Origin of the sequence: Anabaena sp. CCY 9402-a (assembly GCF_963920945.1) — a bacterium.
GTDB lineage: Bacteria > Cyanobacteriota > Cyanobacteriia > Cyanobacteriales > Nostocaceae > Trichormus > Trichormus minutissimus.
Genome location: NZ_CAWUDL010000052.1, coordinates 1 through 23,165 on the forward strand (window position 1 = coordinate 1; position 23,165 = coordinate 23,165).

Sequence of the window (23,165 nt, forward strand, 5' to 3'; positions counted from 1 at the left end):
TTGGCGAATTCCACCTTGATTATCGCTCCTTAATATTTAGATGCGTTCGCCCTGCGTTTAATAGGCATCGCAGACCAATTTTGTAATTATTTTCCGTCAAGAATAGCTCTCAAAAGACACATTCAGGGCATCATAGAGGAAGTGCAAATTTTTCGGCAGGGCTTATCCCGGATTTCTCACCAATTATTGCAACCTCAGTCCAGAGTCCGTAGGGGCGGGTTGATTGAAATATTCGTAAATAATTCGAGCATATCTGTGAACCCGCCCCTACAGTTTGTGAGAAATGCGGGTTATCTGAATATGGAATATCTAATCTTATTCATGTCTGTAATTATCTTAAAATTGATTTAACAGAAGCACAACAAGAGATACTACAATATTGCATTAAAGAGATTACATGAACCCGATAAATAGGGAAATATTATAGTGTTTTTCTTTCGAGTAAGGTACAAGAAATCCAGTCCTCATCCCCTCCCAACTTACGAGGCTACGGTGTACACACAAGTCTAATAACCTAGTCCTACAAAGTTTTGATCCCCCCTAACCCCCCTTAAAAAAGGGGGGAACTAGAATCAAAGTTCCCCTTTTTAAAGGGGATTTAGGGGGATCAAACCACATTTTGCAACCAGCACAAAGATGTGCATACACCGTAGGTTTACGAGGAGGGGATTTACATAAATCAAAAAAAATAATTAAAGAATAGCCATTAAATCATTATTCATTTACTAGAAACAGTCCACCATGCCAAACTATAGGCTTGAATTGGTTCGTTGACTTGCTGACGGAACTGCACACGGATTTTGTAGTTACCAGTAGCAGGAACGGGGCAAAAAATGTGTTCTACACTATCAACGTCACTCATTGAAGAACAAATTGTGCCAGCATCGGGATTTTTATTATCAGCTTTGACGAGATAGAGGTCTAAATTATTCAAACTGCGATCGCTAAATTTCTCTCCTAAATCATACATTTGGTTTTTGTTGGTATCTTGGAGTTCCACCAAACGATCCCAACTCAAAGTAATAGAGACAAAACTTCCCTGATTTAAGGGTTTTGCTAGGGTATAGTCAACAGATTTACTAGCATCTACTTGTCGATAATCCCACCCAACAGCCGGGATAGTAGCAGTCGGTAGCCATTGACCGGCACTAAATTGCTGATAAGCGCGAAAAACATTTAAATGACCCGTTCCCATTTGAGAATCCAAAGGAATTTTTGGGTTTTTATAAGCATCAGAACCTAGCCAATCTTGGTTTTGTTTATCAATCAGCGTCCGCGTCATCCCCAACAGTAAACCATCACCCTTATCTTGGATTTTCTCTGCGGAATTAAGTAACACAGCTTTCATCACTTGATGACGGCGACTATCAACACTCCAATTTGGTTGTTTGGTGCGTAGTTGTCTGTCGCCAAATTCTTGGAGTAAAGCCACCGTAGCGGTGACATGAGGTGCAGCAAAGCTTGTACCTGTAACCTTATTTAATTTGCCATCGGGATTAAGCAAAGGAATATTACTACCTGGTGCAACTATACCTATAGAGCGTCGCCCATCCAAATTAAATTCCTTGCCAGCCAATCGACCACTAACCCCTTGATTCAAACCCGCCAGATTAGAAACATCGACTTTATTAAAAATACCCCCACGACGGGATGAAAAAGCCACGTTTAATCCGTTAAAATTGTCTGTAGGGATGGGAATACCACCTTTACCCTGATTGCCTGCGATCGCGTACAAAACATCATGAACACGACTAGACCAGTCAACACATAACGTTAACAAAGCTTTGCCATCTAAAGTAGCATCTGGTCGGGGGTCGCGGTTGAGAGGTTCACCAAAGCTAAAGTTAATGGCACGAACATCACCAGTATTTTGCAAAGCTATATGTTGAGCTGATAAACACTCTTCCGGTTGACCCGTATTTCTTGTAGAACCGACAGCAGAAGAATAGAGTCTCGCTTGCGGCGCAACTCCAGGTAAACCTTTATCTCGACTGACCATAACCCCAGCTACATTATAAGCATGGGGGTCAACGCTGTTATTAGACTTAGCTGGCGCATTGCGTAAAAAAACCCCCGCCAAGGATAAAGAGCGATTTTTAGACACCGCCTTATCCCAGCCAAACATACCCGGACGACCAATTTCCACCTGACCGATCGCAATTTTCCGCCCCAGCAAATTATAAGGAGGTTGATGTAGCTTCAAAACATCAATACCATTAGTTCCTAAAGAACTTGGTAAAGCTGAAGCCAACACCGGCAAACTCAAACAAGAAGCACCTAAACCCCAAATTATCCAGCTTAATTTTTTATTCATAGTTAATAGTCAATAGTTATTAGTCATTAATTTGTCTATCTTGTATTCTTCCCTATCCCCTGTCCCCTGTCCCCTGTCACCTATTCCCTATCCCCAATCCTAAAAATTCTCAATATTTTGTTACCTATTTTGTTACAATACTTACAGACGAGGACGCTTAAGAACCCACTAGCCATGACCCAAAACCAATCTCAAAAACCCATTGTTATTTCTCCATCTATCCTATCAGCCGACTTCAGTCGTTTAGGTGACGAGATTCGCGCTGTAGATGCAGCTGGAGCTGATTGGATTCATGTTGATGTAATGGACGGTCGATTTGTACCTAATATTACGATAGGCCCTCTGGTAGTGGAGGCGATTCGTCCGGTTACAAATAAGCCTCTGGATGTCCACTTGATGATTGTCGAACCCGAAAAGTATGTAGAAGGCTTTGCCAAAGCGGGTGCTGATATTATTTCTGTACATTGCGAGCATAATGCTTCCCCACATCTACACCGCACTCTCGGACAAATCAAAGAACTCGGTAAGCAAGCTGGGGTCGTACTTAACCCTGGTACTCCTTTAGAACTGATTGAATATGTTCTGGAACTGTGCGACCTCATACTAATTATGAGCGTTAACCCCGGTTTTGGTGGTCAAAGCTTCATTCCTGGGGTAGTGCCAAAAATCCGCAAACTACGTCAAATGTGTGATGAGCGCGGTTTAGACCCTTGGATTGAAGTAGACGGTGGACTTAAAGCTAATAATACTTGGCAAGTGTTAGAAGCTGGCGCAAATGCGATCGTGGCTGGTTCTGCTGTATTTAACGCCAAAGATTATGCTGAGGCTATTACTAATATTCGCAACAGCAAACGTCCTACACCAGAATTGGCGAAAGTTTAAGGTTCGTAGTAAGGACTTTAGTCCTCAGAAAAATCAGGACTAAAGTCCTCTCTAAGAGACGCTACGCGAATACGACAAACTTGCTTATCCCTCAATTCAAATTTGATGACCTAGTAGTTTGCATTAATTGAAAAAGCATAAACAGTGTTAGGGTAGGAAATTTCCTACCCTAATTTTTTGTTGTTGCTTACAACCAGTTACCAACTAATACATAAGCAGCCCAATAAGCAGGGCGACTATAATTAGGATACTTTGTTAATAATTTTACTTGAGCGCGACGCAAGGCTTCTGCTTTAGTCACTTTACTATTGACTAATTCATTGTAAAATTCACCAATTAAGATGGCAGTAGATTGATCATCGATGTGCCACAGTGAAGCGACTGTGCTACGTGCGCCTGCTTTTATAGCTGCACCTGCCAAGCCTAATGTAGCACGATTGTCACCGGTGGCAGTCTGACAGGCACTCAAAACTAATAATTCTATGATTTGTGTATTAGTGTCACTCTGAGAGCGGAGTAAGTTATCGAACTGTAAAACATTGATAGAACCATCATTGGCTAGAATAAAAGTATCTTCCGGGCGAGAACTAAATTGTCCGTGAGTCGCCAAATGTAAGACATTAAACGGCACAGTATTGACATTTTTTTCTAGAGTGCTGCTGGTAAAGTCTTTATCTAGTAGTTTTTTGGTAGATGCTCCTGTTTGAGCAATGAGGTCAAATTCTAACTTGATTCCTGGTAAGGGTGGGAATGAGGAATACTCCGGCGGTGGTTGCACTAAACCCGCAGCCAGTACACTCACAGGTTTTTCAGCCAGAGCTTTGGGCGTTAATAGCTGAAGTCCTAAACTGAGAGCAACAGCGTATTTTTCTACTAAATATTTCTCACCGTCGTAAAGCGCAGTTAGGGGAATATTTTTTAATGCTCCGTCTAGTACAAATACCAGTGTATTAACTTGATTTGTGGTTAAATCAGATTCTATAGGTTTAATTAACCAGTTATAGACTTCTTGGGAAAGGGTTTGTACTTCCGCAGTTCTATCCGGTTCTAAAATATATTCCCGTAGTTCTGCTAAGGTGCGTTCTACTGCAACCTGAGATTTGTTAACTGTATAGTGACGCAGTGGTTGCTGAGGTATTTTCACAATTACTTGCAGTTGTTCTGGCAGAATAATTGGATAGAGTATGGCAGTGTTGGGATTTTCCTTGTCTACTACTTGATCTAACAGTACCCTCTGCCCTTGTAAACAAGCTTCTCTAAAAAAGTTATCCAGTTCTGCTAACTGTAACGCTTCTATGCGTGTTCTAGCTTTATCTAAGGTTTTAAGATCGGGTTTTTCGCCAGAATTTTGCAACAGTAACGCCACCGACTCACGATAAACTGGCTCTACATTGTCTCGGAAATTAAACTGGATATCTTGATTAACTGCTACTAAATCAATACGCAGCGACTCCAATGTTTCTATAGTTGCGTCGTAAGCTGCGATCGCTCCGGTAAAATTACCTTGGGCTTTTAATAGTCTACCCATCTGCCATTGCCAAAGATAAGCGATTTCCGGCGCGTTGCTGGTTTGCGCTAAAATCAAAGCCTTTTGTGTCAGGCTAATAGCCTCAGCAAATTGTTGCGTTTTCTCATACAAACTACCCAGATTACCTAAAGCATAAGCTTCGGCGCGGATATCGTTCAGATTCCTGGCTTGTTGTACAGCCGTAGCCAAGAGTTGAGCGATTTGGGATTTGGGAGTATTTAAACTACCCAAACTGTGAGCAAAGTTAATACGGGCGTAAATTGATGAGCGCGAAGGTGGGAGTTGTACTAGCAGAGATTGAATTTCTGGAATTAACGTTTGTGTTGCGGTGAGTTGTTTTTCTTCAACTAGCAAATTGAGATGATTGAGTTTTGCTTTAACTTTTGTAAGGGGTGAAGGTGATATTTCAAATGTTTGTTGATAGAATGCAATCGCCTGGGTATTTTTTTGTTGAATCCGAGCGTTATTTCCTAAACTGAGCAAACTTAAAGCCATATTTTCAGGTGATTTTAGCCTTTGATAAATTGCTAAACTTTGTTCTAAAGCCAGGCGAGATTTTTCTAACTCTCCCACATTTTCTAAAGTATCACCGAGGGAAAGCAAAACTGCGGCTTTAGCCAAAGAATCACCTTGAGGCTCTAAAGTCTGATTTACCTGTTCTAGTTTTTCAATAGCTTGCTTATTAAAACCTTGAGTGCGTAATGCTTGAGCTTGATAAACTAGTGCCAAAGCAATACCGTTTTTATCTTCTAGCTTGGTATAAATATCTTCAGTTTGTTTCCAAGTAATAAGAGATGCTTCTGGCTTTCCTGTCAAGAGTTGTAAGCGTCCTTGAATATCTAGAGTTTGGGCAAAGACTGCTAAATTTTTATTACTTGTGCCTTGTAAATCTAAGCTTTTAGTAATAGTTAATTGCGCCTGTTGCCAATCACCAAGTTGTTGATAAGCAAGGGATAAATTACTCAAAGCTACAGCTTGTTTTAAAATATCTCCTTGCTGTTGATATGCTTGGACTTCTTGCTGTAAAGCTTTCACCGCTTCAGCAAATTTACCACTTGCATATAATTGTTGGCTTTCGACAACTTTTGATTGTGAATCCTGATTTATTATATTTTGGGAACTATTTGCGAAAACTGGACGCATTAGAACACATATAAATATAGTTAACACAACCAGCAAACAAAAATTCATGAATTTCTTTCTTACCATTCCCCACCACCTTCAGCCAAGAAAACATATTGATTCTTCTCTGTGTCTCTGAGGTTAAGATAGATTCTTGTAGACCATAAAGACACAGATAACTACTTACGCTGCAACTAAAAACGTAAAATTTCGCGCTCATATTCTGCTGGTAAAGGTATGACTTCCCAAACTAACCCTTCACCCGGTTCTAACATTACTTCTACAGACAATTCTTCTACAGGCGTTGTTGCTGTATCTTCATTGTTAGGAAATGGTTGCAAGTCTTCCGTCAGTAGCCAGAGTTTAAACCCTACAGGAATCATATTGTCTGGATTTGCACTGCGTAATTCAAAACGCCAAATTTGTTCTTCTGGATTACCTTTGGGGAAAACTCGTAACTCGTAAGTGTTACCAGATACTAATATTTGTCGAGATAAGCCGAGAATAGACTCTTGGCTTTCCCGACTCCGCATCCCTGAAGACAAGGCTAAAAACTGCCGCCGTTCCCAGCCAAATTGTTGAGCAAAATTTGTTACACCTTCTTGAAGCCATTGCTTGATGGATGTTGATTGGATAATTCCTTGACGCAATTCATACAAACGTTGTCGCCAACCGCCGTGTGCTATCAATGCTCCCCAAAGAGGAAAGGGAACTTCTAGGCGGGGAAATTTGATATCTGCATTACTTAATCTTTGCAGTAAATTTTCTGCTTGGGTTTGGGGTAAAGGTGCTAGAGGTGCAACCGGCGCACGCGTGATTTCTTCAGGAGATAATTGGCGAGTTACCCAAAGTACATTTAGGTCTGAGATGAGCTGATCAGATTCTAAACTGTAAGTGCGATCAGCTACGCTGGGCGAAACGCCATCGCCTGCATCATAAACCCCCAAAGTTTTCAGTTGTTGATGAGTTGTATAGCCCACAATTCTGATCCACTCTTCATCAGGATTTACCTGTACTGTTAAGTAATAATCAGCCACCCATTCGGGAATATCTACCCATTCTTGAGGTACGCGCAACTCATCCACATCCATCGCTAAGGTAGGAATTAACACCAAGCGAGAGTTATCAAAACTGATAGCAGTACCATTGACTACTTCCCAAATATTCGGTAAAGCAGCCATGTTGGGATGCACTCTAGCATGGGGTGTAATTTCTCTATGCAACCAGTCTAAAAACGTAGTTAAACAAACTTGATTGATCCAAGCACGTTGAAAACCACCAGACGTAGAGTAATTATGCTCTAGATTTGGTGATGTCTGAATCATTTCTAGAACCAAGTCATTATCAACAGCGAAACCCACAGCAGCATCAAACATAATCTCAAGAGGTTCTATAGTAATTGTTGAGCCATTCTTCCAGACTTTTACTTACGCCATCCACTACGACGGATGTAGGGGAGATATGCAAATGATTTTGACTCCACTGTGTTAGGGTTGTGAGTAATGAGCGTTTAATGCTAGTAAGACGGCGAGAAACTGAATATTGCTTAATTTCTAGCTGTTGGGCAATTTGTTGTTGAGTCAGCTTTTGCTCGTAATAAGTTTGGAGTAATTTTTGAGACTGAATATCCAAAGCTGCTACAGCATCTATTAAAACTTGGTTTAATTGTGCTTGTTGTGTTTGTCTAGTTTTGGCTTCTTCTTGGGCAATAATTTCTGTAAGTAAGGATGCTGGTAAATCTGCGGGTAATGTATCTAATAAATTACCTGATTCTTGCCCATGAATAGGAGCATCTACAGACACAAACTTGGGGTAAAGAAAGTTTCGTACAGATTTAGCGCAGGTACTCAACCATTTTTCCAAAGTTTCTGGAGTCATTTGGCTTAAGCTTTGTCTATTGTATAGCTGAGTAATTGCTTCCCATGTTGCAGTATCCGGTTTTCCCAACTGACGGATAGTTTGGCTATCACTGGTGTAGAGTTCCTTAAAACATTCCCAAGCTAAGACATAACTATTGATAATTTGACTGGTACAACCAGCATTCTCTAAAGCATTTAGCAAACGTCTCCGACTAATTTTATGCAATAAAGCCCAGTCAGTGCAGATATCTGCTTCCTTTCCTAAACGTAGTGAGTCTTTGAGAAAACGCTCAAAAGCATATTCTGCATAACTTTTTAAGCTTGTGCTGTATTCAGGATTAAAATTTTTGAGAATTTTATGAATGCAGGAAATAGCAATCTGAAAACAATCAGCAACCGAAAATTGACTGATAAAGTTTACAGCTATTTTTCTAGCAACCCAGAAGCATACCTCCTGCAAATAAGCGGAAATATGCCCCGCCGCTAGAGGACTGGATTCCATTTGCCAGATTTTGTACCAATAAAGCACCCAGAAATGATCAGATGTTTGTTGCGGGTATTTTTCTAAGCATTTTTTTATACTTCGCTGTAGTTTACTATCTATCGTCCAAAGGCTGAACCTATCTGCATCAAACTGCACAAAGGTCGAGAAGACTTCAATAATGCCCTGTCGGGGTTGCATGAAATTTATGTGAGTATAGAAAATTTAGAGTTTACGAATTTCTACTTAATTGTAATACACAGCGTTCCAGGCATTTTCCACAATATTACCAACAATCTTCTAAATTACGCGATCGCACTAGACCCAGCAACTAACCTCAGCTAAAAGGTGCATAAACACTCAAAGCCATCGTAACAACTCCCAGAATAACCGAAGCCCAGATTCATACCTTAAAGCCAAGGTTAATTTCTGAAAATCATTGCAAAAAGCAAAGGAGTACAAACATGACAAATATTGACATGATCCGGGCGTGGAAAAATGCAGAAAATGCGGCAGGACTAGTTAAATTAACAAATACTAGCCTGGAAAATATTGTAGGGGGTAATCAAGAAGCAGCAAGAAGAAGTTCTTGCTCAAACAATCTTAAGCAACTGGCACTCGCAGCTCATAATTATCAAGATTCCTGACCTATTGAGGTAAGTTCTAAAGCTACTAGTTTTGGCGTAAAGATTAGCATATTGCTAAACAAGATGAGTGAGAATATTTAATTTAAGAAAATTTTCTTACTCAGTGCATAAAGACTCAAAGCAATCGTAGAAACCCCCAGGAAGACAAAAGCACAGGTTAATCCCTTAAAGCTAAAGTCTGTTTCTAAAAATAATTACCAAACATCAAAGGAGAAAAATCATGTCCAATATTGACATTATCCGCGCATGGAAAGATGAAGACTATCGCAATAGCTTGAATGACGAACAACGTTCTCAATTACCTGAAAATCCCGCCGGAATGATTGAGTTGCCAAATGAAGTTACACAAACACTCGCTGGTGGCGGATTTTCTAGAGGTGTTTTATGCACAGGTCTCAAGGGATTTACTAAGGGAGTTCTTTGTGACATCCTGACTTTCAAATAAAACAAATATATTGACACAACTAATGAAGAAAAAAGGTTTGTATTTGTGCTGTTTTATCCTTATGAAATAGAAACCTCATGCACAAAACTAGCTGTGTCAATTTCTCAAAATTATTACCAACATCAAAGGAGAAAAATCATGTCTAGCTTTGACATTATTCGCGCATGGAAAGATGAAGACTATCGCAATACCTTGAGTGGCGAACAACGTTCTCAATTACCTGAAAATCCCGCCGGAATGATTGAGTTACCCAGTGAAGTCACACAAACACTTGCTGGTGGTAAATTTACAGCAGGGTTTATCTGTAAAAGCCCAGTTACTATTTATACTTGCAGACGTGGTGTTTGCGAACTAATTTTGAAGTAGCACTACAGAGATATTGCAAATAGTGTTTCACACTATTTCCCTACTGTATTATCACAATGCCAAACAAGATGAGTGAGTTTAACTCCTAAAAATTTTCTCACTCAGTGCATAAAGACTCAAAGCAATCGTAGAAACCCCCAGGAAGACAAAAGCACAGGTTAATCCCTTAAAGCTAAAGTCTGTTTCTAAAAATAATTACCAAACATCAAAGGAGAAAAATCATGTCCAATATTGACATTATCCGCGCATGGAAAGATGAAGACTATCGCAATAGCTTGAGTGACGAACAACGTTCCCAATTACCTGAAAATCCCGCCGGAATGATTGAGTTGCCAAATGAAGTCACACAAACACTCGCTGGTGGCGGATTTTCTAGAGGTGTTTTATGCACAGGTCTAAAGGGATTTACTAAGGGAGTTCTTTGTGACATCCTGACTTTAAAATAAAATAAATAGATTGACACAACTAATGAAGAAAAAAGGTTTGTATTTGCGCTGTCTTAGCCTTATGAAATAGAAGCCTCATGCACAAAATTAGCTGTGTCAATCCATCAAAATTATTACCAACATCAAAGGAGAAAAATCATGTCAAATATTGACATTATTCACGCATGGAAAAATGAAGACTATCGCAATAGCTTGAGTGACGAACAACGTTCCCAATTACCTGAAAATCCCGCCGGAATGATTGAGTTACCCAGTGAAGTCACACAAACACTCGCTGGTGGTGGAATTACTGCCAGTTTTTTTCCTAGACCTTCTCAAGCAATTACTATTTGCTATTACAAAGTAAGACTAAAGTGATACAACAAGAAGTATTCATACAATTTTCCTAGTGTATTAACACAGTAATAAGCAAGATGGGTGAGACTTTTCGGTTCACCTTTTCCCAGCTTTTTTGAATATTATTTTGGAAGATAAACTATGCCTCATCAAAATTCTGTTATTAATAAACAATGGCTGCAAGCTCTGACATTAGCTGAACGTATTACCTTACTAAATATACTTAATTCTCCAACATCTCAACAGCAAATTAATCCCAAAACAGCACAACAAAGGATACAACGCTGGCGAGAACAAAACTCATTTATGAGTGATGCTGATTGGGTGCAGCGTCTAGCATTAGATGGGATCACCGAGGAAGAATTTTTGCAACTTTTGGGTGAGCCAATTGAGGCTATGTGCGATCGCGTAGCGTGTCGGGAGGACTCTCGCCTTTCTTCTCCAGCATGGGTGTCAGAAATAGAACAAGCATTTATGACATCAGCTAACTCTGATGCTCATATATTTCTGCCTTCTGATATGCTCAAAAAAGAAATAGCTGGTTTTTTATACATCGTCGAACCACTTATTCAACAAGGGTTTGAGCAACTCAATCAGGAAGTGCAGAAACTGATTCAGTGCCAGTCAGAGTTGCCGTTTGACGCTAACACTGTGATGAAAGTGTTGCTAGAAAATTTTCCTGAAAAATTGTTGCAAATATTACATCGGACGATGATTTTGGAAATCAATGTGGCGCGACTGCAAGGATTGTTAAATGGGGATACGCCTGGAGAAAGATTTCAAAACTTCATCGCCAATTTACGACAGCCTTCTCAAGCTTTGGCTTTGTTGCAAGAATATCCAGTTCTCGCGCGCCAAATCAAGATTTGTATTGATCATTGGGTGCAGTTTAGTTTAGAGTTTCTGCGCCATCTTTGTGCTGATTGGAGTGATATCTGCAAGCTCTTTAGTCCTGGAAATCAGCCAGGAGTGCTGGTAGAGTTGCAAGGTAGTGCTGGGGATACCCATCATGGTGGACGTTCGGTTTTGATTGCTAAATTTAGCTCTGGATTACAGATTGTTTATAAACCGAGAAGCCTAGCTGTTGATGTGCATTTCCAGGAACTACTGACTTGGCTTAATGATCGCGGTACTCATCCGCCATTTCAAACCTTAAAGATTTTAGAACGCGGTTCTTATGGTTGGGTGGAGTTTGTTACGGCTGCTGGATGCAATACAACCGAAGAGATTCAGCGTTTTTATGAACGTCAGGGTGGCTACTTAGCATTACTCTACGCCTTACAAGCAACTGATTTTCACAGTGAGAACTTAATCGCCGCAGGTGAGCATCCTATTTTAATTGACTTGGAAGCTTTGTTTCATCCTCACTTTGAGCGAGTAGAACTTGTCAAAACAGACTTACTGGCTTACAAAAAAATAGCTTTCTCAGTGTTGAGCATTGGATTATTACCACAGCGAGTTTATGGCAATGATGAGTATGAAGGCCTTGACTTGAGTGGTTTAGGATCTGCACAAGGTCAACTCACGCCTTATCGCGCTATTTATTTGGAAGGAAAGGGAACTGATGAAATATCTCTGAAGCGCAAGCGAGTAGAAATGCCAGGAAACCAAAATCGACCGACTTATAATGGCAAGGAAATGAGTGTATTAGATTATACGGATTCTCTAATTACAGGATTTACTAACATTTATTGGTTACTTTTGAAGCATCGAGACGAGTTACTGGCGGAAAATGGGATTTTAGCTCGCTTTGCAGAAGTTCATGTGCGGGCGATTATTCGTTCTACTTATATCTATAGCTTACTATTAACTGAAGGCTTTCATCCCGATGTTTTACGGAATGCTTTAGACCGCGATCGCTTGTTTGACAGACTATGGCTAGGAGTTGCCCAAGAACCTCATTTAACTAAAGTCATGGCTGCTGAACGTCAGGATTTGTGGGAAGGTGATGTTCCCCTATTCACAACTCGCCCTAATTCGCGGGATTTGTGGACTAGTTCTGGAGAGCAAATTACTGATTTTTTTGCCGAATCAAGTATGGCTTCAGTTAAACGTCGTTTTCAGCAACTTGATGAAGCTGATTTGACACAACAACTGTGGTTTATTCGGGCTTCTCTGACTACATTGGTAACGGTAGGGGAGCAAAATCAACAACCCAACTACTCTGTAATTCCAGTAGATCATCAAGCTAGTCGTGAACAATTACTGATAGCAGCACAAGCGGTTGGCGATCGCTTAGAGACGTTAGCATTATCTAGTGAACAGGATGCTACTTGGATTGGTTTACAGCTTACTCCGCAAGAAAAATGGTTACTCACCCCACTACACATCGATTTGTATAACGGATTATCAGGAGTCGCACTATTTCTTGCTTATCTAGGTGCTGTCACCACCGAAGAACGTTATACCAATTTAGCCAAATCTGCATTAAATACAATTCTCCGCCAAGTAGATGCTAGCCAATCTGATGTCAAATCTATTGGGATGTTTGATGGTTGGGGTGGAATCATTTATACTTTCTCCCATTTGGGTACACTTTGGAATCAACCTACACTGCTGAGGGAAGCCGAAAAGATTGTCCAACGTCTCCCGGATCTGATTGCCAAAGATGAACAACTGGATATTATTAGTGGTGCTGCTGGGTGTATCGGTGGTTTAATTGCCCTGTATCATTGTGCGCCAAGCGATCGCACCCTAGCTGCTGCCATCCAATGTGGCGATCGTCTCATCGCCTGCGCTCAACCGATGCAGCATGGTGTCGCTTGGAGTACGAATATATCAAATACAGCACCGTTAGCAGGTTTTTCTCATGGTGTAGCGGGGATAGCTTGGGCGTTGTTAGAGTTGGCATCATTGACTGGTGAACAGCGTTTTCAAACCACTGCCCTAGCTGCTATTGAGTACGAGCGTAGCCTGTTTGCTCCTGAAGTTAGCAACTGGCTAGATTTACGCAATTTTACGGCTCAAGTTTTAGAAAAAAATGACACTCAACATACTTGTATGACGGCATGGTGTCATGGTGCGCCAGGAATTGGACTAGCTCGCTTGCGCTGTCTACCACACCTGAGCGATCGCCAAATCAGTTCCGAAATTAACACAGCTTTGAAAACTACAATAGCTAATGGCTTTGGTAGCAATCACTCTCTGTGTCATGGAGATTTGGGCAACCTAGAATTACTATTGCAAGCCAGTCTCACCCTAGATGATCCTCAGTGGAAGACTCAAGTTGATCGCTTTGCTGCCGCCATTCTTGAAAGTATCAATCAACACGGCTGGCTCTGTGGCGTTCCCTTGGGAGTTGAGACACCGGGACTGATGACAGGACTAGCAGGTATTGGTTATGAATTACTGCGCCTAGCAGCACCAAATAGTGTTCCTTCAGTCCTAGGACTAGAACCTCCCAAGGTTAACAACTCAGTACAAAAACAAATCGATTATGCGATCGCTACCGAGTAACCGACAATGAAATTCCACCTGATTCAACAACATAGTGAAGAAGACTGCGGTGCTGCCAGTCTAGCAACAGTGGCTAAACATTATGGTAAAACTTTTAGCATTAGTCGCTGTCGGGAAGCTGTAGGTACAGGACAGCAAGGAAGCACCCTCTTAGGATTAAAACAAGGTGCAGAAGCCCTTGCTTTCAATGCACGAGCAGTAAAAGTAACTCTGGAGACTTTCAACGAAAAAACCCTTCCCTTACCAGCTATCATCCACTGGAAAGGTTATCACTGGGTAGTTTTGTACGGCAAACAGGGCAATAAATACGTCGTCGCTGATCCAGGTGCAGGTATCCGTTATCTAGAAAAAAAGTGGCTTTTAGAAGCATGGACAAACGGAGTCATGCTCCTATTAGAACCCGATCCAGTCCGCTTTTTTAGTCAGGAAGATGAACAAGAGAAAATTGGCGGTTTTGGTCGCTTCCTGCGGCGTGTTGCCCCTTATCGTGGCATTTTGAGTCAAACCTTGTTACTCAACTCTGTTTTAGGTCTGCTTTCCCTCGCTTCTCCCTTCCTGTTGCAAATTCTCACCGATGATGTGCTAGTGCGGGGAGACACCCAACTTCTGACTAGTGTTGCTATTGGTGTTATCGTTATGCACCTAGTCAGCAGCAGCCTACGACTAGCACAATCAAATCTTGTCGCTCACTTTGCTCAACGTCTACAACTAGGACTAATTTTTGAATTTGGACGGCAAATCCTCCGCCTACCTTTAAGTTATTATGAATCCCGTCGCAGTGGCGAAATTGTCAGCCGCCTAGAAGATATTCAACAAATTAATCAGTTAATTTCTCAAGCTGTTGTGAGTCTGCCCAGCCAGCTTTTTATTGCCCTGGTTTCTTTAGGCTTCATGCTGTTTTACAGTATAAAACTCACAGTTTTAGCAGGTGCGATCGCTCTTTTAATGACGCTCTCCACAGTAGTTTTCTTGCCCACCTTACAACAAAAAATTCGTAGTGTTTTGGTGTTATCAGCCGAAAATCAAGGTGTTTTGGTGGAAACTTTCAAAGGTGCGATCACCTTAAAAACTACTGCCGCAGCACCACAATTCTGGGAAGAATTTCAGGGTCGATTTAGTCGCCTTGCTAACGTTACCTTCCGTACTATTCAAATTGGCATTGTTAACGGTGTCTTCTCAAATTTAATTTCTAACATCGGTAGTATTGCCTTGATCTGGTTTGGCAGCACCTTAGTAATTCGGCAGGAATTATCTATTGGGATGCTCCTGGCATTTAATAGCATGAATGGCAACTTTACCAGCTTTATTCAAACTACTATCGATTTTGTTGATGAATTTACCCGTGCGAAAACTGCTACCCAACGGCTTACGGAAGTCATTGATGCGACCCCGGAAACTTTAGATAATCAGCAAAAGCCTTGGGTAAAAATTTCTAGCAACGCAGATATTACCTGTACTAACCTCAACTTTCATCATCCAGGTAGAGTTGAACTGCTGCAAGATTTTTCTATAACCATTCCTGGCGGTCAGGTAATTGCCCTCATTGGCAAATCTGGCTGTGGTAAAAGTACCCTAGCTAAGTTGATTGCCGGTTTATATCAACTCCAGTCTGGCAATATTCGCTTTGGCATTTATAACCTAGACGACCTGGCTTTAGATTGCTTCCGCCAACAAGTGGTTCTAGTTCCGCAAGACGCGCACTTTTGGAGTCGGTCGATTATGGAAAACTTCCGTTTAGGTTCACCTAATATTAGCTTTGAGCAGATTGTGCAAGCTTGCCAGATTGCTGGGGCTGACGAGTTTATTAGCAACCTCCCAGACAAATATCAAACGGTCTTAGGAGAATTTGGTGCAAATCTTTCTGGTGGACAACGGCAGAGATTAGCGATCGCCAGAGCCATTGTCAATAACCCGCCAGTGCTAATCTTAGATGAATCTACTGGCGCACTCGACCCAGTTAGTGAAGCCAAAGTATTAAGCCAGTTGCTCACTCACCGCCAAGGTCAAACCACTATTTTAATTAGCCACCGTCCCAAAGTTATCCAGCAAGCTGATTGGATTGTCATGTTGGAACAAGGGAAATTAAAAATTCAAGGTTCTCCAGAGGTTTTGTGTCGTCAACCAGGCGAGCATTTAGATTTTCTCGACGGGGTTGATTTATCGAGAGTCAATGGTTTCACCAAAAATTCTTGCAACTGTCATCCAAATGCAATTTCCCCAAGCAGCATTCGCTAATCTCTACCCAGAAAACTGTCATGGTTAACCAAATTAATGCAGACTCTCTACCTCTAGTTGAAAGCAATGAATTTCTGCCGCCGATTGGTAATTGGGCGAAATTAGGCGGTCTGGTTCTCGTCGGTGCTGTTGGGGTAGCGATCGCCCTATCTTCTATTATTGAATATAAAGTAACCGTTAAAGGGCAAGCGAGTATCCGCCCCACAGGAGAATTGCGGCTGGTGCAAGCAGCTACAGCCGGTCAGGTAACAAATATCTTTTTCAAAGAAAATCAGGTAGTAAAAAAGGGAGACGTGTTAGCCACTCTTGATGATTCCCGCCTGCAAACTCAAAAAAGTCAATTGCAAAGCAACATCCAGCAGACACAACTGCAACTGCTGCAAATCGATGCCCAAATTACTGCTTTGAATCGGCAAATTCAAGCGGAAACCGAGCGCAAAAACCGTGTAGTGACTTCAGCTCAAACCGCATTCCAGCGCACCCAACGCAATTATCGAGACCAACAAATTACTGTCCAGGCGGAAGTAGAAGCAGCCGAGGCGAATTTAAAGAGAGTGCAAAATGAATGGTCTCAAGCACAGGTGGAACTGCGTTCAGCTCGTGCTAACCTCCAGTCTACAGAAGCGGCGTTGAGTGCAGCTCAAGCGAAACGCGATCGCTATCAGAAAGTAGTCCAAGCTGGTGCTTTATCTTTGAATCAATTAGAAGAAGTGCAGTTAGATGTGGCTCAACAAAAACAAGCGGTTGAGGTGCAACGAGCTAATATGGAGGCGCAACAGCAAATTATTGCCCAACGACAACAAGCTGTAGCCGCAGAACGAGCCAAACTACGCCGCACCCAAACTGCTCTTAATCCCAGTAATTCTGAAGTTGCGATCGCTAAACAAACTATCGCCCAAGAAATTGCGAGCGGTGAAGCCACTCTCGCCACCCTCAACCGAGAATGGGAAGCTTTGTTACAGCAGAGGATTCAAATAAAAAATCAAATCCAGCGTGACACCAGCGAACTACAACAAGCCGAAAGCGACCTCAGCCAGACCAAGATTACAGTCACCGAAGACGGGATTCTTTCTCAACTCAACCTGCGAAATTCTGGTCAATCGGTGCAACTGGGAGAAGAAATTGCTCAAATTGTCCCTAGCAATGCACCCTTAGTCATCAAAGCCGCAGTTTCCCCTGATGATGTGAGTAAGTTGGCAAAAGGTCAAGAAGTACAGATGCGGGTTTCTGCTTGTCCCTATCCCGATTACGGCACTCTCAAAGGTATTGTCAGTCAAATTTCTGAAGACACTATCAAATCTCAAGTAAATCAGTCTCATCCAGCACAAGGTAGTGCAAGTTCTGTTTATGAGGTGATGATACTCCCAGAAAGCTTTTCATTTGGTAGAAGCAACCATCAATGTAATATTCAACCGGGAATGGAAGGACGAGCCGATATTATTTCCCGCAAAGAGACAGTCTTAAAATTCTTGCTCAGAAAAGCCAGGTTAATTGCAGACTGGTAATATTGTCTTCAGTGAACGACTTAAAGAAATAAAAAATATTCTATTGTGATCATTAATTGCGATTGTTCACAGTCAACAATCAATAATCAACGGTCAACAATCAATAATCAACGGTCAACAATCAACAGTCAACGGTCAACAATCAATAATCAACGGTCAACAATCAACAGTCAACGGTCAACAATCAATAATCAACGGTCAACAATCAATAATCAACGGTCAACAATCAATAGTCAACGGTCAACAATCAACAGTCAACGATTCTCAGTTAAATTGATAATCTCTTCAAAACAAAAATCATTGACGAGGTTTGTTAGCGTTTTAGCTAAACCAGCCTGGGATGATGGAATTTCTGCAATCAGTTGGAGAATGTGCTTAGAATTGACTCGCCTTGCTGCTTGATGTAATTGTTCTATCCATTCAGCAGGCATTTGGAGCATTGCATCACTTAATTCATTTACAGGAATCTCTGCCGATTGTGGCTGCGTAGTTTGTGCATTTGCATATATATATTTCACACCCAAATGTTCTGCCATCTTGTTAAAAATCACTTCAACTCGAAATGGCTTACGGACAAAATCATCACAACCTGTAGATAAAGCAACAATCCGGTCTTCTTCAAATGCACTACCAGTTAAAGCAATGACGACTGGCGGCGAATCAATCGCTGTCTTAATGCGTTTAGTTGCCTCATACCCATCCATTACAGGCATTCGCATATCCATCCACACTAAGTCAGGACACCAACTTTTACAAATGGCGATCGCTTCTTCTCCATTATTGACTTCCCGCACATCAAAGCCAACTGGTTGCAGCAACTTAATCATGATCTGGCGAATTTCTGGTTTATCTTCTGCTACCAGAATCCGATATTTTGGCTGTCCGGCTGCCAAAGCAATGACTTGCTGGCTAAATTTTGCTGTCTCCACTTCATCAGATCGAACTTGTTGGGTGTGGATATCGAACTTAAAAATTGTTCCCACTCCTACCTGACTGTTAGCAGTTATCTCTCCCCCCATGAGTCGGACAAATTTTTGACTAATGGGTAAACCTAATCCAGTTCCCTCTTGAGAATTTTGACCTGTTTGAGTTTGGACAAAAGGTTCAAATAACCTTTTCATGTCCATTAATTCAATACCAGATCCAGTATCTTCAATTTCAAATAATAGGCGTATCCCTGCGTCTATTTCTTCTGTATCTTGGCAGACGCGCAGAGTCACACTACCTGTTTGGGTAAATTTGATGGCATTACCTAATAAATTAATTAAAACTTGGCGCAGTTTACTTTCATCAGCGCAAATATATTGGGGTAATTCTGGAGCAAGTTTAAATATTAACTGTAATCCTTTCGATTGAGATTTTAAACTTAACATCTGGTACAGTGTTTCCAAAAGATATTTTAAATCAAAACCAGTTTGATTCAATGTGGTTTTACCAGCTTCTATTTTGGACATTTCTAGAACATCGTCAATTAATTTCAACAGATGTTCACCACTGCGGGCAATAGTATCTAAATACTCTTGCTGTTGGTTATCAAGAGAACCATATCTAGTCAGTAATTGGGTAAAACCCAAAATAATATTGAGGGGAGTTCGTAATTCATGACTCATGTTTGCTAAAAACTGACTTTTAGCAATATTGGCTACATCTGCTGCTTCTTTAGCCTGTTGGAGTGCTGCTTCTGTTTGTTTACGAGCGGTAATATCACGAATTGCCAAAACAGCACATTTTTCTCTTTCAACAAGTTCGATATAGCTGCCTGAAATTTCCAAAATTAGCGTTTCCTGAGATTGTTCAAACTCATATTCTGTTGCTTTTAATTGGTCTTGTAGTGCTATTAGCACCGGATGTTCTTCATTAGTAATTACTTGACCCTGCTGTTTTAGTGGTAGTAATTGAATTAGTGATCTACCCAAAATTGTAATATGAGGTCTACCAATTAAGCGATCGAAGACGGTGTTACACCATTGCACCTTGGTGTCCTCACCAGTCCAAACAATTGCATCATCAATAGCTCCTAATGCTACTTCCATTTTGCCTAAAGTTGAACGCAGCAGATTTAACTGAAGGGCAGGGTCTTTATCCATAAAAATAACCTAATTTAAAAGAATATTACTTTTTATAATGGAGAAATTGTTGCTGCAAAAAACCAAATTCCTCCTTGTTTCTCTGCTGTAATGAAATGTTCGCTTTCTACTTCTATCCCCTCCTTAGTTACAGTTTTGAGTAAAAGAGGATGATTGAGAACTTTCGCTTTTTCAGTCATCACGAAGCGGGAAAAACTCAGTCGGTGAGAATCATGGAGGCTTTGCGGAATAATAACTTCTAAAGGAAACCCAAGGATTTCTTCAGCAGTCCAACCATAAACAGTTTTGAAAGCCTCGTTTATATAAGTAATAAATCCTTCTTGGTCAGTAATAACTACTGGCAGTTCAGTTTCTAACTGCATTTGCTGGAAATTTTTCATAACTAGGCTTTGATGATTAAATGATATTGCTTGAGAATTAAACGATAACTTTAAATCATATACGTCTTTATATCTCATTTTATGCAAATTTATTGCACAGAAATACAGAAATTTAGAATTATTATGCGGGAAAGCTCCTTATAACTGAATTAACATAATATTAAGGGTTATATCTGTGCTGACTTTTCACGTCATGTGGAAAAGTCCACGGAAAATATAACTTCCAAATCAGCAATTCAAAGTCTCTCGCCTCGCAGGAGAGAGATTTAGAGAGAGGTTTTCCAGATACCGTGAAAAGTTAGATATCTGTGTTGACAAGTTTGCAATAAAGTAACTGGGGCAAGAAATTAGTTAATCTTTATTTATCACATAAAAAAATGTATAGTTTTCTTGAAATTTTTCACAATTAATCATGATAATTTCTTGAGTTTAATTCGAGCTAAATTTTATGGATGCTAGTCACTTACACAAGGGAGATATTCTCATAGTTGATGACACCTTGGATAACCTGCGCCTCTTATCGAAAATGCTGACTAATCAAGGGTATGAGGTGCGGTGTGTCACCAATGGGGCAACAGCATTAATAGGATCTCAGGCTCAACCGCCCGATTTAATTTTATTAGATATCACCATGCCAGGATTAAATGGCTATGAAGTTTGCCAGCAGTTAAAAGCAGACTCTCGCACCTGTGAAATTCCGGTAATTTTTATCAGTGCTTTAAATGAAACATTTGATAAAGTCAAAGCCTTCTCAGTTGGAGGTGTTGATTATATTAGTAAGCCTTTTCAGTTGGAAGAAGTCTTTGTGCGGATGGAAACGCAACTGACAAGTCGGAGATTGCAAGCTCAACTACAAGTGCAAAATTCCCGGTTGCAGCAAGCAGAAGCAGACTTACTTAAAGCTTTAGAACAAGAACGAGAACTTAATCTGCGACTTCAGGAAATGGCAACTATAGAAGAACGCCATCGCATTGCCCGTGATATTCACGATTCTCTAGGGCATTCGTTGGTAGCACTGAACATTCAACTGGAAGCAGCTATGGCTTTGTGGCCAGATAACTCTACCAAAGCTTATGAATGTTTGTTAGAAGCGAAACAACTGGGGTCACAAGCGTTAAAAGCAGTACGTGAATCTGTGGGGTTAATCAGGTCAGAACCCCTACAAAGTCAACTTTTAGCAACTGCGATCGCTAGCCTGACAGAAGAATTTCATCGACTAACTGGCATTTTACCAGAATGCAACATTCATATCCCACCAAACTTGCCCCATCCAGTGAATACAACTATTTATCGAATTTTACAAGAAGGCTTGACTAATATCTGTAAGTATGCGGAGGCGACAACAGTTAACATTCAGATTCAGAGTACAGATTCTCATACGGTACTCATGCTTCAAGATAATGGTAAAGGCTTCCAAGTAACTGAAAATACTAGGGGATTTGGTCTGAGGGGAATGCAAGAGAGGGTTACAGCATTAGGTGGTGACTTAGAAATTATCAGTAACCCAAATGCAGGCTGTAGGATTACTGCCATTTTTCAATATAAAAATACTAACAATTGCTAACAATTACCAGCCTTTTATTTTGTGGGTAAATTATATTTCAAAATCTAAAATTGTCCTTAGTAATTTTACTGTGGTTCTGGTAACTGATATACTGTTGTGTAGTGCTAAAAGTGGATATAAAAGTCATATCTAAATTTCTGAAAGAACTTGGCACACAAGCCGTTGTGTTATTCCCTATTCCCTACCTCTAAGAGTGATTTCAGTAATCAAACCGGATTTCTATCAATATCTAACCTATTGAATGATTTAATTTATGATTCGGGTATTGCTTGTTGAAGACCAAGAGATTGTGCGTCGTGGGTTGAAAACCTTACTAGAGATTCAATCTGACTTACAAGTAGTGGCAGAAGCAGAAAACGGTCAACAAGCAATTCATCAGATGGAAAGCCTGTATGCAGGAGATGCTAAACCCGATATTGTGTTGATGGACATCCGTATGCCTGTCATGGATGGGGTCGTAGCTACCCAACAGTTATGTCAGCAGTTTCCAGACACGAAAATACTGATTTTAACAACATTTGATGATGTTCAATACATCTCTGAGGCCTTACGTTTTGGAGCTAAGGGCTACTTACTCAAGGATACGCCCGCACAAGAACTTGCAGAAGCAATCCGTTCAATTTACAAAGGCTATACTCACTTTGGCCCCGGAATTTTGGAAAAGATGCTAAGTGTTGTACCCACTTCCGGGACAGAAGCACCAAAAGAGCAACCACCTGAACTTGCAGAACTCACATCCAGGGAACTGGAAGTTTTACAGCTGATTGCAACTGGCTACAGTAATCGAGAAATTGCTCAGGATCTCCACCTTTCAGAAGGAACTGTGAGAAACCATATTACTAATATTTTGACACGACTGAACTTACGCGATCGCACCCAAGCTGCTATTTTTGCCAATTCTTTTCTATCTTGAGTAGACCGAAAACTTGGGTAAGTTGACGAAAACATAAGGGTTTGAGCCTAGTTTTTTCTTAACATGGTTGTGTTTTTCCGCCGATTTACTTAGTTATGACAAATGTCATGGTTGAGTCATGACATTTATTAGATGTTTGCTAAGACTGCTTTCGAGTAACTTAAAACTATCAAAGAAAAGAACTCAGGCGAGCAAAAATTGCTCAACAAGGTCAGAATTTAGATAAAAGAAACAAAGTTCTTAATCTTGGATAAATAAAGTCCAGCTAAAGCTATACAAGAGACTGATTTTTTCGGAAACTGCATCTGCTAGTAAAACACTGAAGCAACAAAAAAGGTAAACATGAAAAATAACCTAAAAAAACTGAAAGATATCGATTTTCTCACTAAACTTACTCTTGGTGAGCAAGAACAAATCAATGGGGGTAATCTTGACCTTACATCTGATGGTGATGGTACTCCCGGTGGTAGGTCTCCGGGGTTCGGGACGATTCCAGAATCTCCACCACCAGAGGACGAGGATGATTTGTACCCAGGAACAGAAGAAGGTACAATCTTCCTAAAAACTACTCCCTAACCTTTTAATTTCAATTGTCCCAT

18 protein-coding genes are annotated in these 23,165 nt (G+C 40.8%); 12 read left to right on the top strand and 6 right to left on the bottom strand.

The window, feature by feature from the left end; genetic code table 11:
- Positions 1 to 718: 718 nt before the first annotated feature.
- Complete coding sequence (locus tag ACM0OR_RS18575; RefSeq protein WP_414577922.1) at positions 719 to 2,314, bottom strand: S8 family serine peptidase; 1,596 nt, start codon at positions 2,312 to 2,314, stop codon at positions 719 to 721.
- 174 nt (positions 2,315 to 2,488) lie between these two features.
- Here ACM0OR_RS18575 and rpe point away from each other — a divergent pair, with 174 nt between their 5' ends.
- On the top strand, positions 2,489 to 3,196 hold the full coding sequence (rpe, locus tag ACM0OR_RS18580) for a ribulose-phosphate 3-epimerase (RefSeq protein ID WP_190706910.1): 708 nt from the start codon (positions 2,489 to 2,491) through the stop codon (positions 3,194 to 3,196).
- A 187-nt stretch (positions 3,197 to 3,383) separates the two neighbouring features.
- On the opposite strand, the gene ACM0OR_RS18585 is transcribed toward rpe, so the two are convergent.
- From ACM0OR_RS18585 to ACM0OR_RS18595, 3 genes are all read right to left on the bottom strand, one after another.
- Entirely contained in the window at positions 3,384 to 5,933 is a 2,550-nt protein-coding gene (locus ACM0OR_RS18585) for a CHAT domain-containing protein (RefSeq protein ID WP_414577924.1), read from the bottom strand.
- Between the two features lie 107 nt (positions 5,934 to 6,040).
- Positions 6,041 to 7,222: a DUF1822 family protein gene (locus ACM0OR_RS18590; RefSeq protein ID WP_414577926.1), complete on the bottom strand. Its 1,182-nt coding sequence runs from the start codon at positions 7,220 to 7,222 to the stop codon at positions 6,041 to 6,043.
- A gap of 4 nt (positions 7,223 to 7,226) precedes the next feature.
- A complete protein-coding gene (locus tag ACM0OR_RS18595) occupies positions 7,227 to 8,387 on the bottom strand; it encodes a sigma-70 family RNA polymerase sigma factor (protein WP_414577928.1) in 1,161 nt (386 codons plus the stop codon).
- 263 nt (positions 8,388 to 8,650) lie between these two features.
- On the opposite strand from ACM0OR_RS18595, the gene ACM0OR_RS18600 reads away from it, so the two are divergent.
- From ACM0OR_RS18600 to ACM0OR_RS18635, 8 genes are all read left to right on the top strand, one after another.
- Positions 8,651 to 8,833 carry a DUF1559 domain-containing protein gene (locus tag ACM0OR_RS18600; protein ID WP_414577929.1) on the top strand — a complete coding sequence of 61 codons (183 nt, stop codon included), beginning with the start codon at positions 8,651 to 8,653 and terminating at the stop codon, positions 8,831 to 8,833.
- A 220-nt stretch (positions 8,834 to 9,053) separates the two neighbouring features.
- The gene (locus ACM0OR_RS18605) at positions 9,054 to 9,278 is read left to right on the top strand and encodes a mersacidin/lichenicidin family type 2 lantibiotic (RefSeq protein WP_414577931.1); all 225 of its coding nucleotides are present in this window, start codon (positions 9,054 to 9,056) and stop codon (positions 9,276 to 9,278) included.
- A gap of 138 nt (positions 9,279 to 9,416) precedes the next feature.
- On the top strand, positions 9,417 to 9,644 hold the full coding sequence (locus ACM0OR_RS18610) for a mersacidin/lichenicidin family type 2 lantibiotic (protein WP_414577933.1): 228 nt from the start codon (positions 9,417 to 9,419) through the stop codon (positions 9,642 to 9,644).
- A 221-nt stretch (positions 9,645 to 9,865) separates the two neighbouring features.
- Entirely contained in the window at positions 9,866 to 10,090 is a 225-nt protein-coding gene (locus ACM0OR_RS18615) for a mersacidin/lichenicidin family type 2 lantibiotic (protein WP_414577935.1), read from the top strand.
- Positions 10,091 to 10,228: 138 nt separating this feature from the next.
- Positions 10,229 to 10,447 carry a mersacidin/lichenicidin family type 2 lantibiotic gene (locus tag ACM0OR_RS18620; protein ID WP_414577937.1) on the top strand — a complete coding sequence of 73 codons (219 nt, stop codon included), beginning with the start codon at positions 10,229 to 10,231 and terminating at the stop codon, positions 10,445 to 10,447.
- Between the two features lie 120 nt (positions 10,448 to 10,567).
- A complete protein-coding gene (locus ACM0OR_RS18625; RefSeq protein ID WP_414577939.1) occupies positions 10,568 to 13,882 on the top strand; it encodes a type 2 lanthipeptide synthetase LanM family protein in 3,315 nt (1,104 codons plus the stop codon).
- 6 nt (positions 13,883 to 13,888) lie between these two features.
- Positions 13,889 to 16,117: a peptidase domain-containing ABC transporter gene (locus tag ACM0OR_RS18630; protein ID WP_414577940.1), complete on the top strand. Its 2,229-nt coding sequence runs from the start codon at positions 13,889 to 13,891 to the stop codon at positions 16,115 to 16,117.
- Positions 16,118 to 16,137: 20 nt separating this feature from the next.
- On the top strand, positions 16,138 to 17,622 hold the full coding sequence (locus tag ACM0OR_RS18635) for a biotin/lipoyl-binding protein (RefSeq protein ID WP_414577942.1): 1,485 nt from the start codon (positions 16,138 to 16,140) through the stop codon (positions 17,620 to 17,622).
- A gap of 254 nt (positions 17,623 to 17,876) precedes the next feature.
- Here ACM0OR_RS18635 and ACM0OR_RS18640 read toward each other — a convergent pair whose 3' ends face one another.
- Both ACM0OR_RS18640 and ACM0OR_RS18645 read right to left on the bottom strand, forming a co-directional pair.
- Entirely contained in the window at positions 17,877 to 19,709 is a 1,833-nt protein-coding gene (locus tag ACM0OR_RS18640) for an ATP-binding protein (RefSeq protein ID WP_414577944.1), read from the bottom strand.
- A 32-nt stretch (positions 19,710 to 19,741) separates the two neighbouring features.
- Positions 19,742 to 20,089, bottom strand: a complete 348-nt coding sequence (locus tag ACM0OR_RS18645) for a PAS domain S-box protein (RefSeq protein ID WP_414577946.1) — start codon at positions 20,087 to 20,089, stop codon at positions 19,742 to 19,744.
- Positions 20,090 to 20,537: 448 nt separating this feature from the next.
- Here ACM0OR_RS18645 and ACM0OR_RS18650 point away from each other — a divergent pair, with 448 nt between their 5' ends.
- From ACM0OR_RS18650 to ACM0OR_RS18660, 3 genes are all read left to right on the top strand, one after another.
- On the top strand, positions 20,538 to 21,653 hold the full coding sequence (locus tag ACM0OR_RS18650; RefSeq protein WP_414577948.1) for a response regulator: 1,116 nt from the start codon (positions 20,538 to 20,540) through the stop codon (positions 21,651 to 21,653).
- Between the two features lie 253 nt (positions 21,654 to 21,906).
- Complete coding sequence (locus ACM0OR_RS18655) at positions 21,907 to 22,566, top strand: response regulator transcription factor (protein WP_414577950.1); 660 nt, start codon at positions 21,907 to 21,909, stop codon at positions 22,564 to 22,566.
- 342 nt (positions 22,567 to 22,908) lie between these two features.
- Complete coding sequence (locus ACM0OR_RS18660; RefSeq protein WP_414577952.1) at positions 22,909 to 23,142, top strand: hypothetical protein; 234 nt, start codon at positions 22,909 to 22,911, stop codon at positions 23,140 to 23,142.
- Positions 23,143 to 23,165 lie beyond the last annotated feature (23 nt).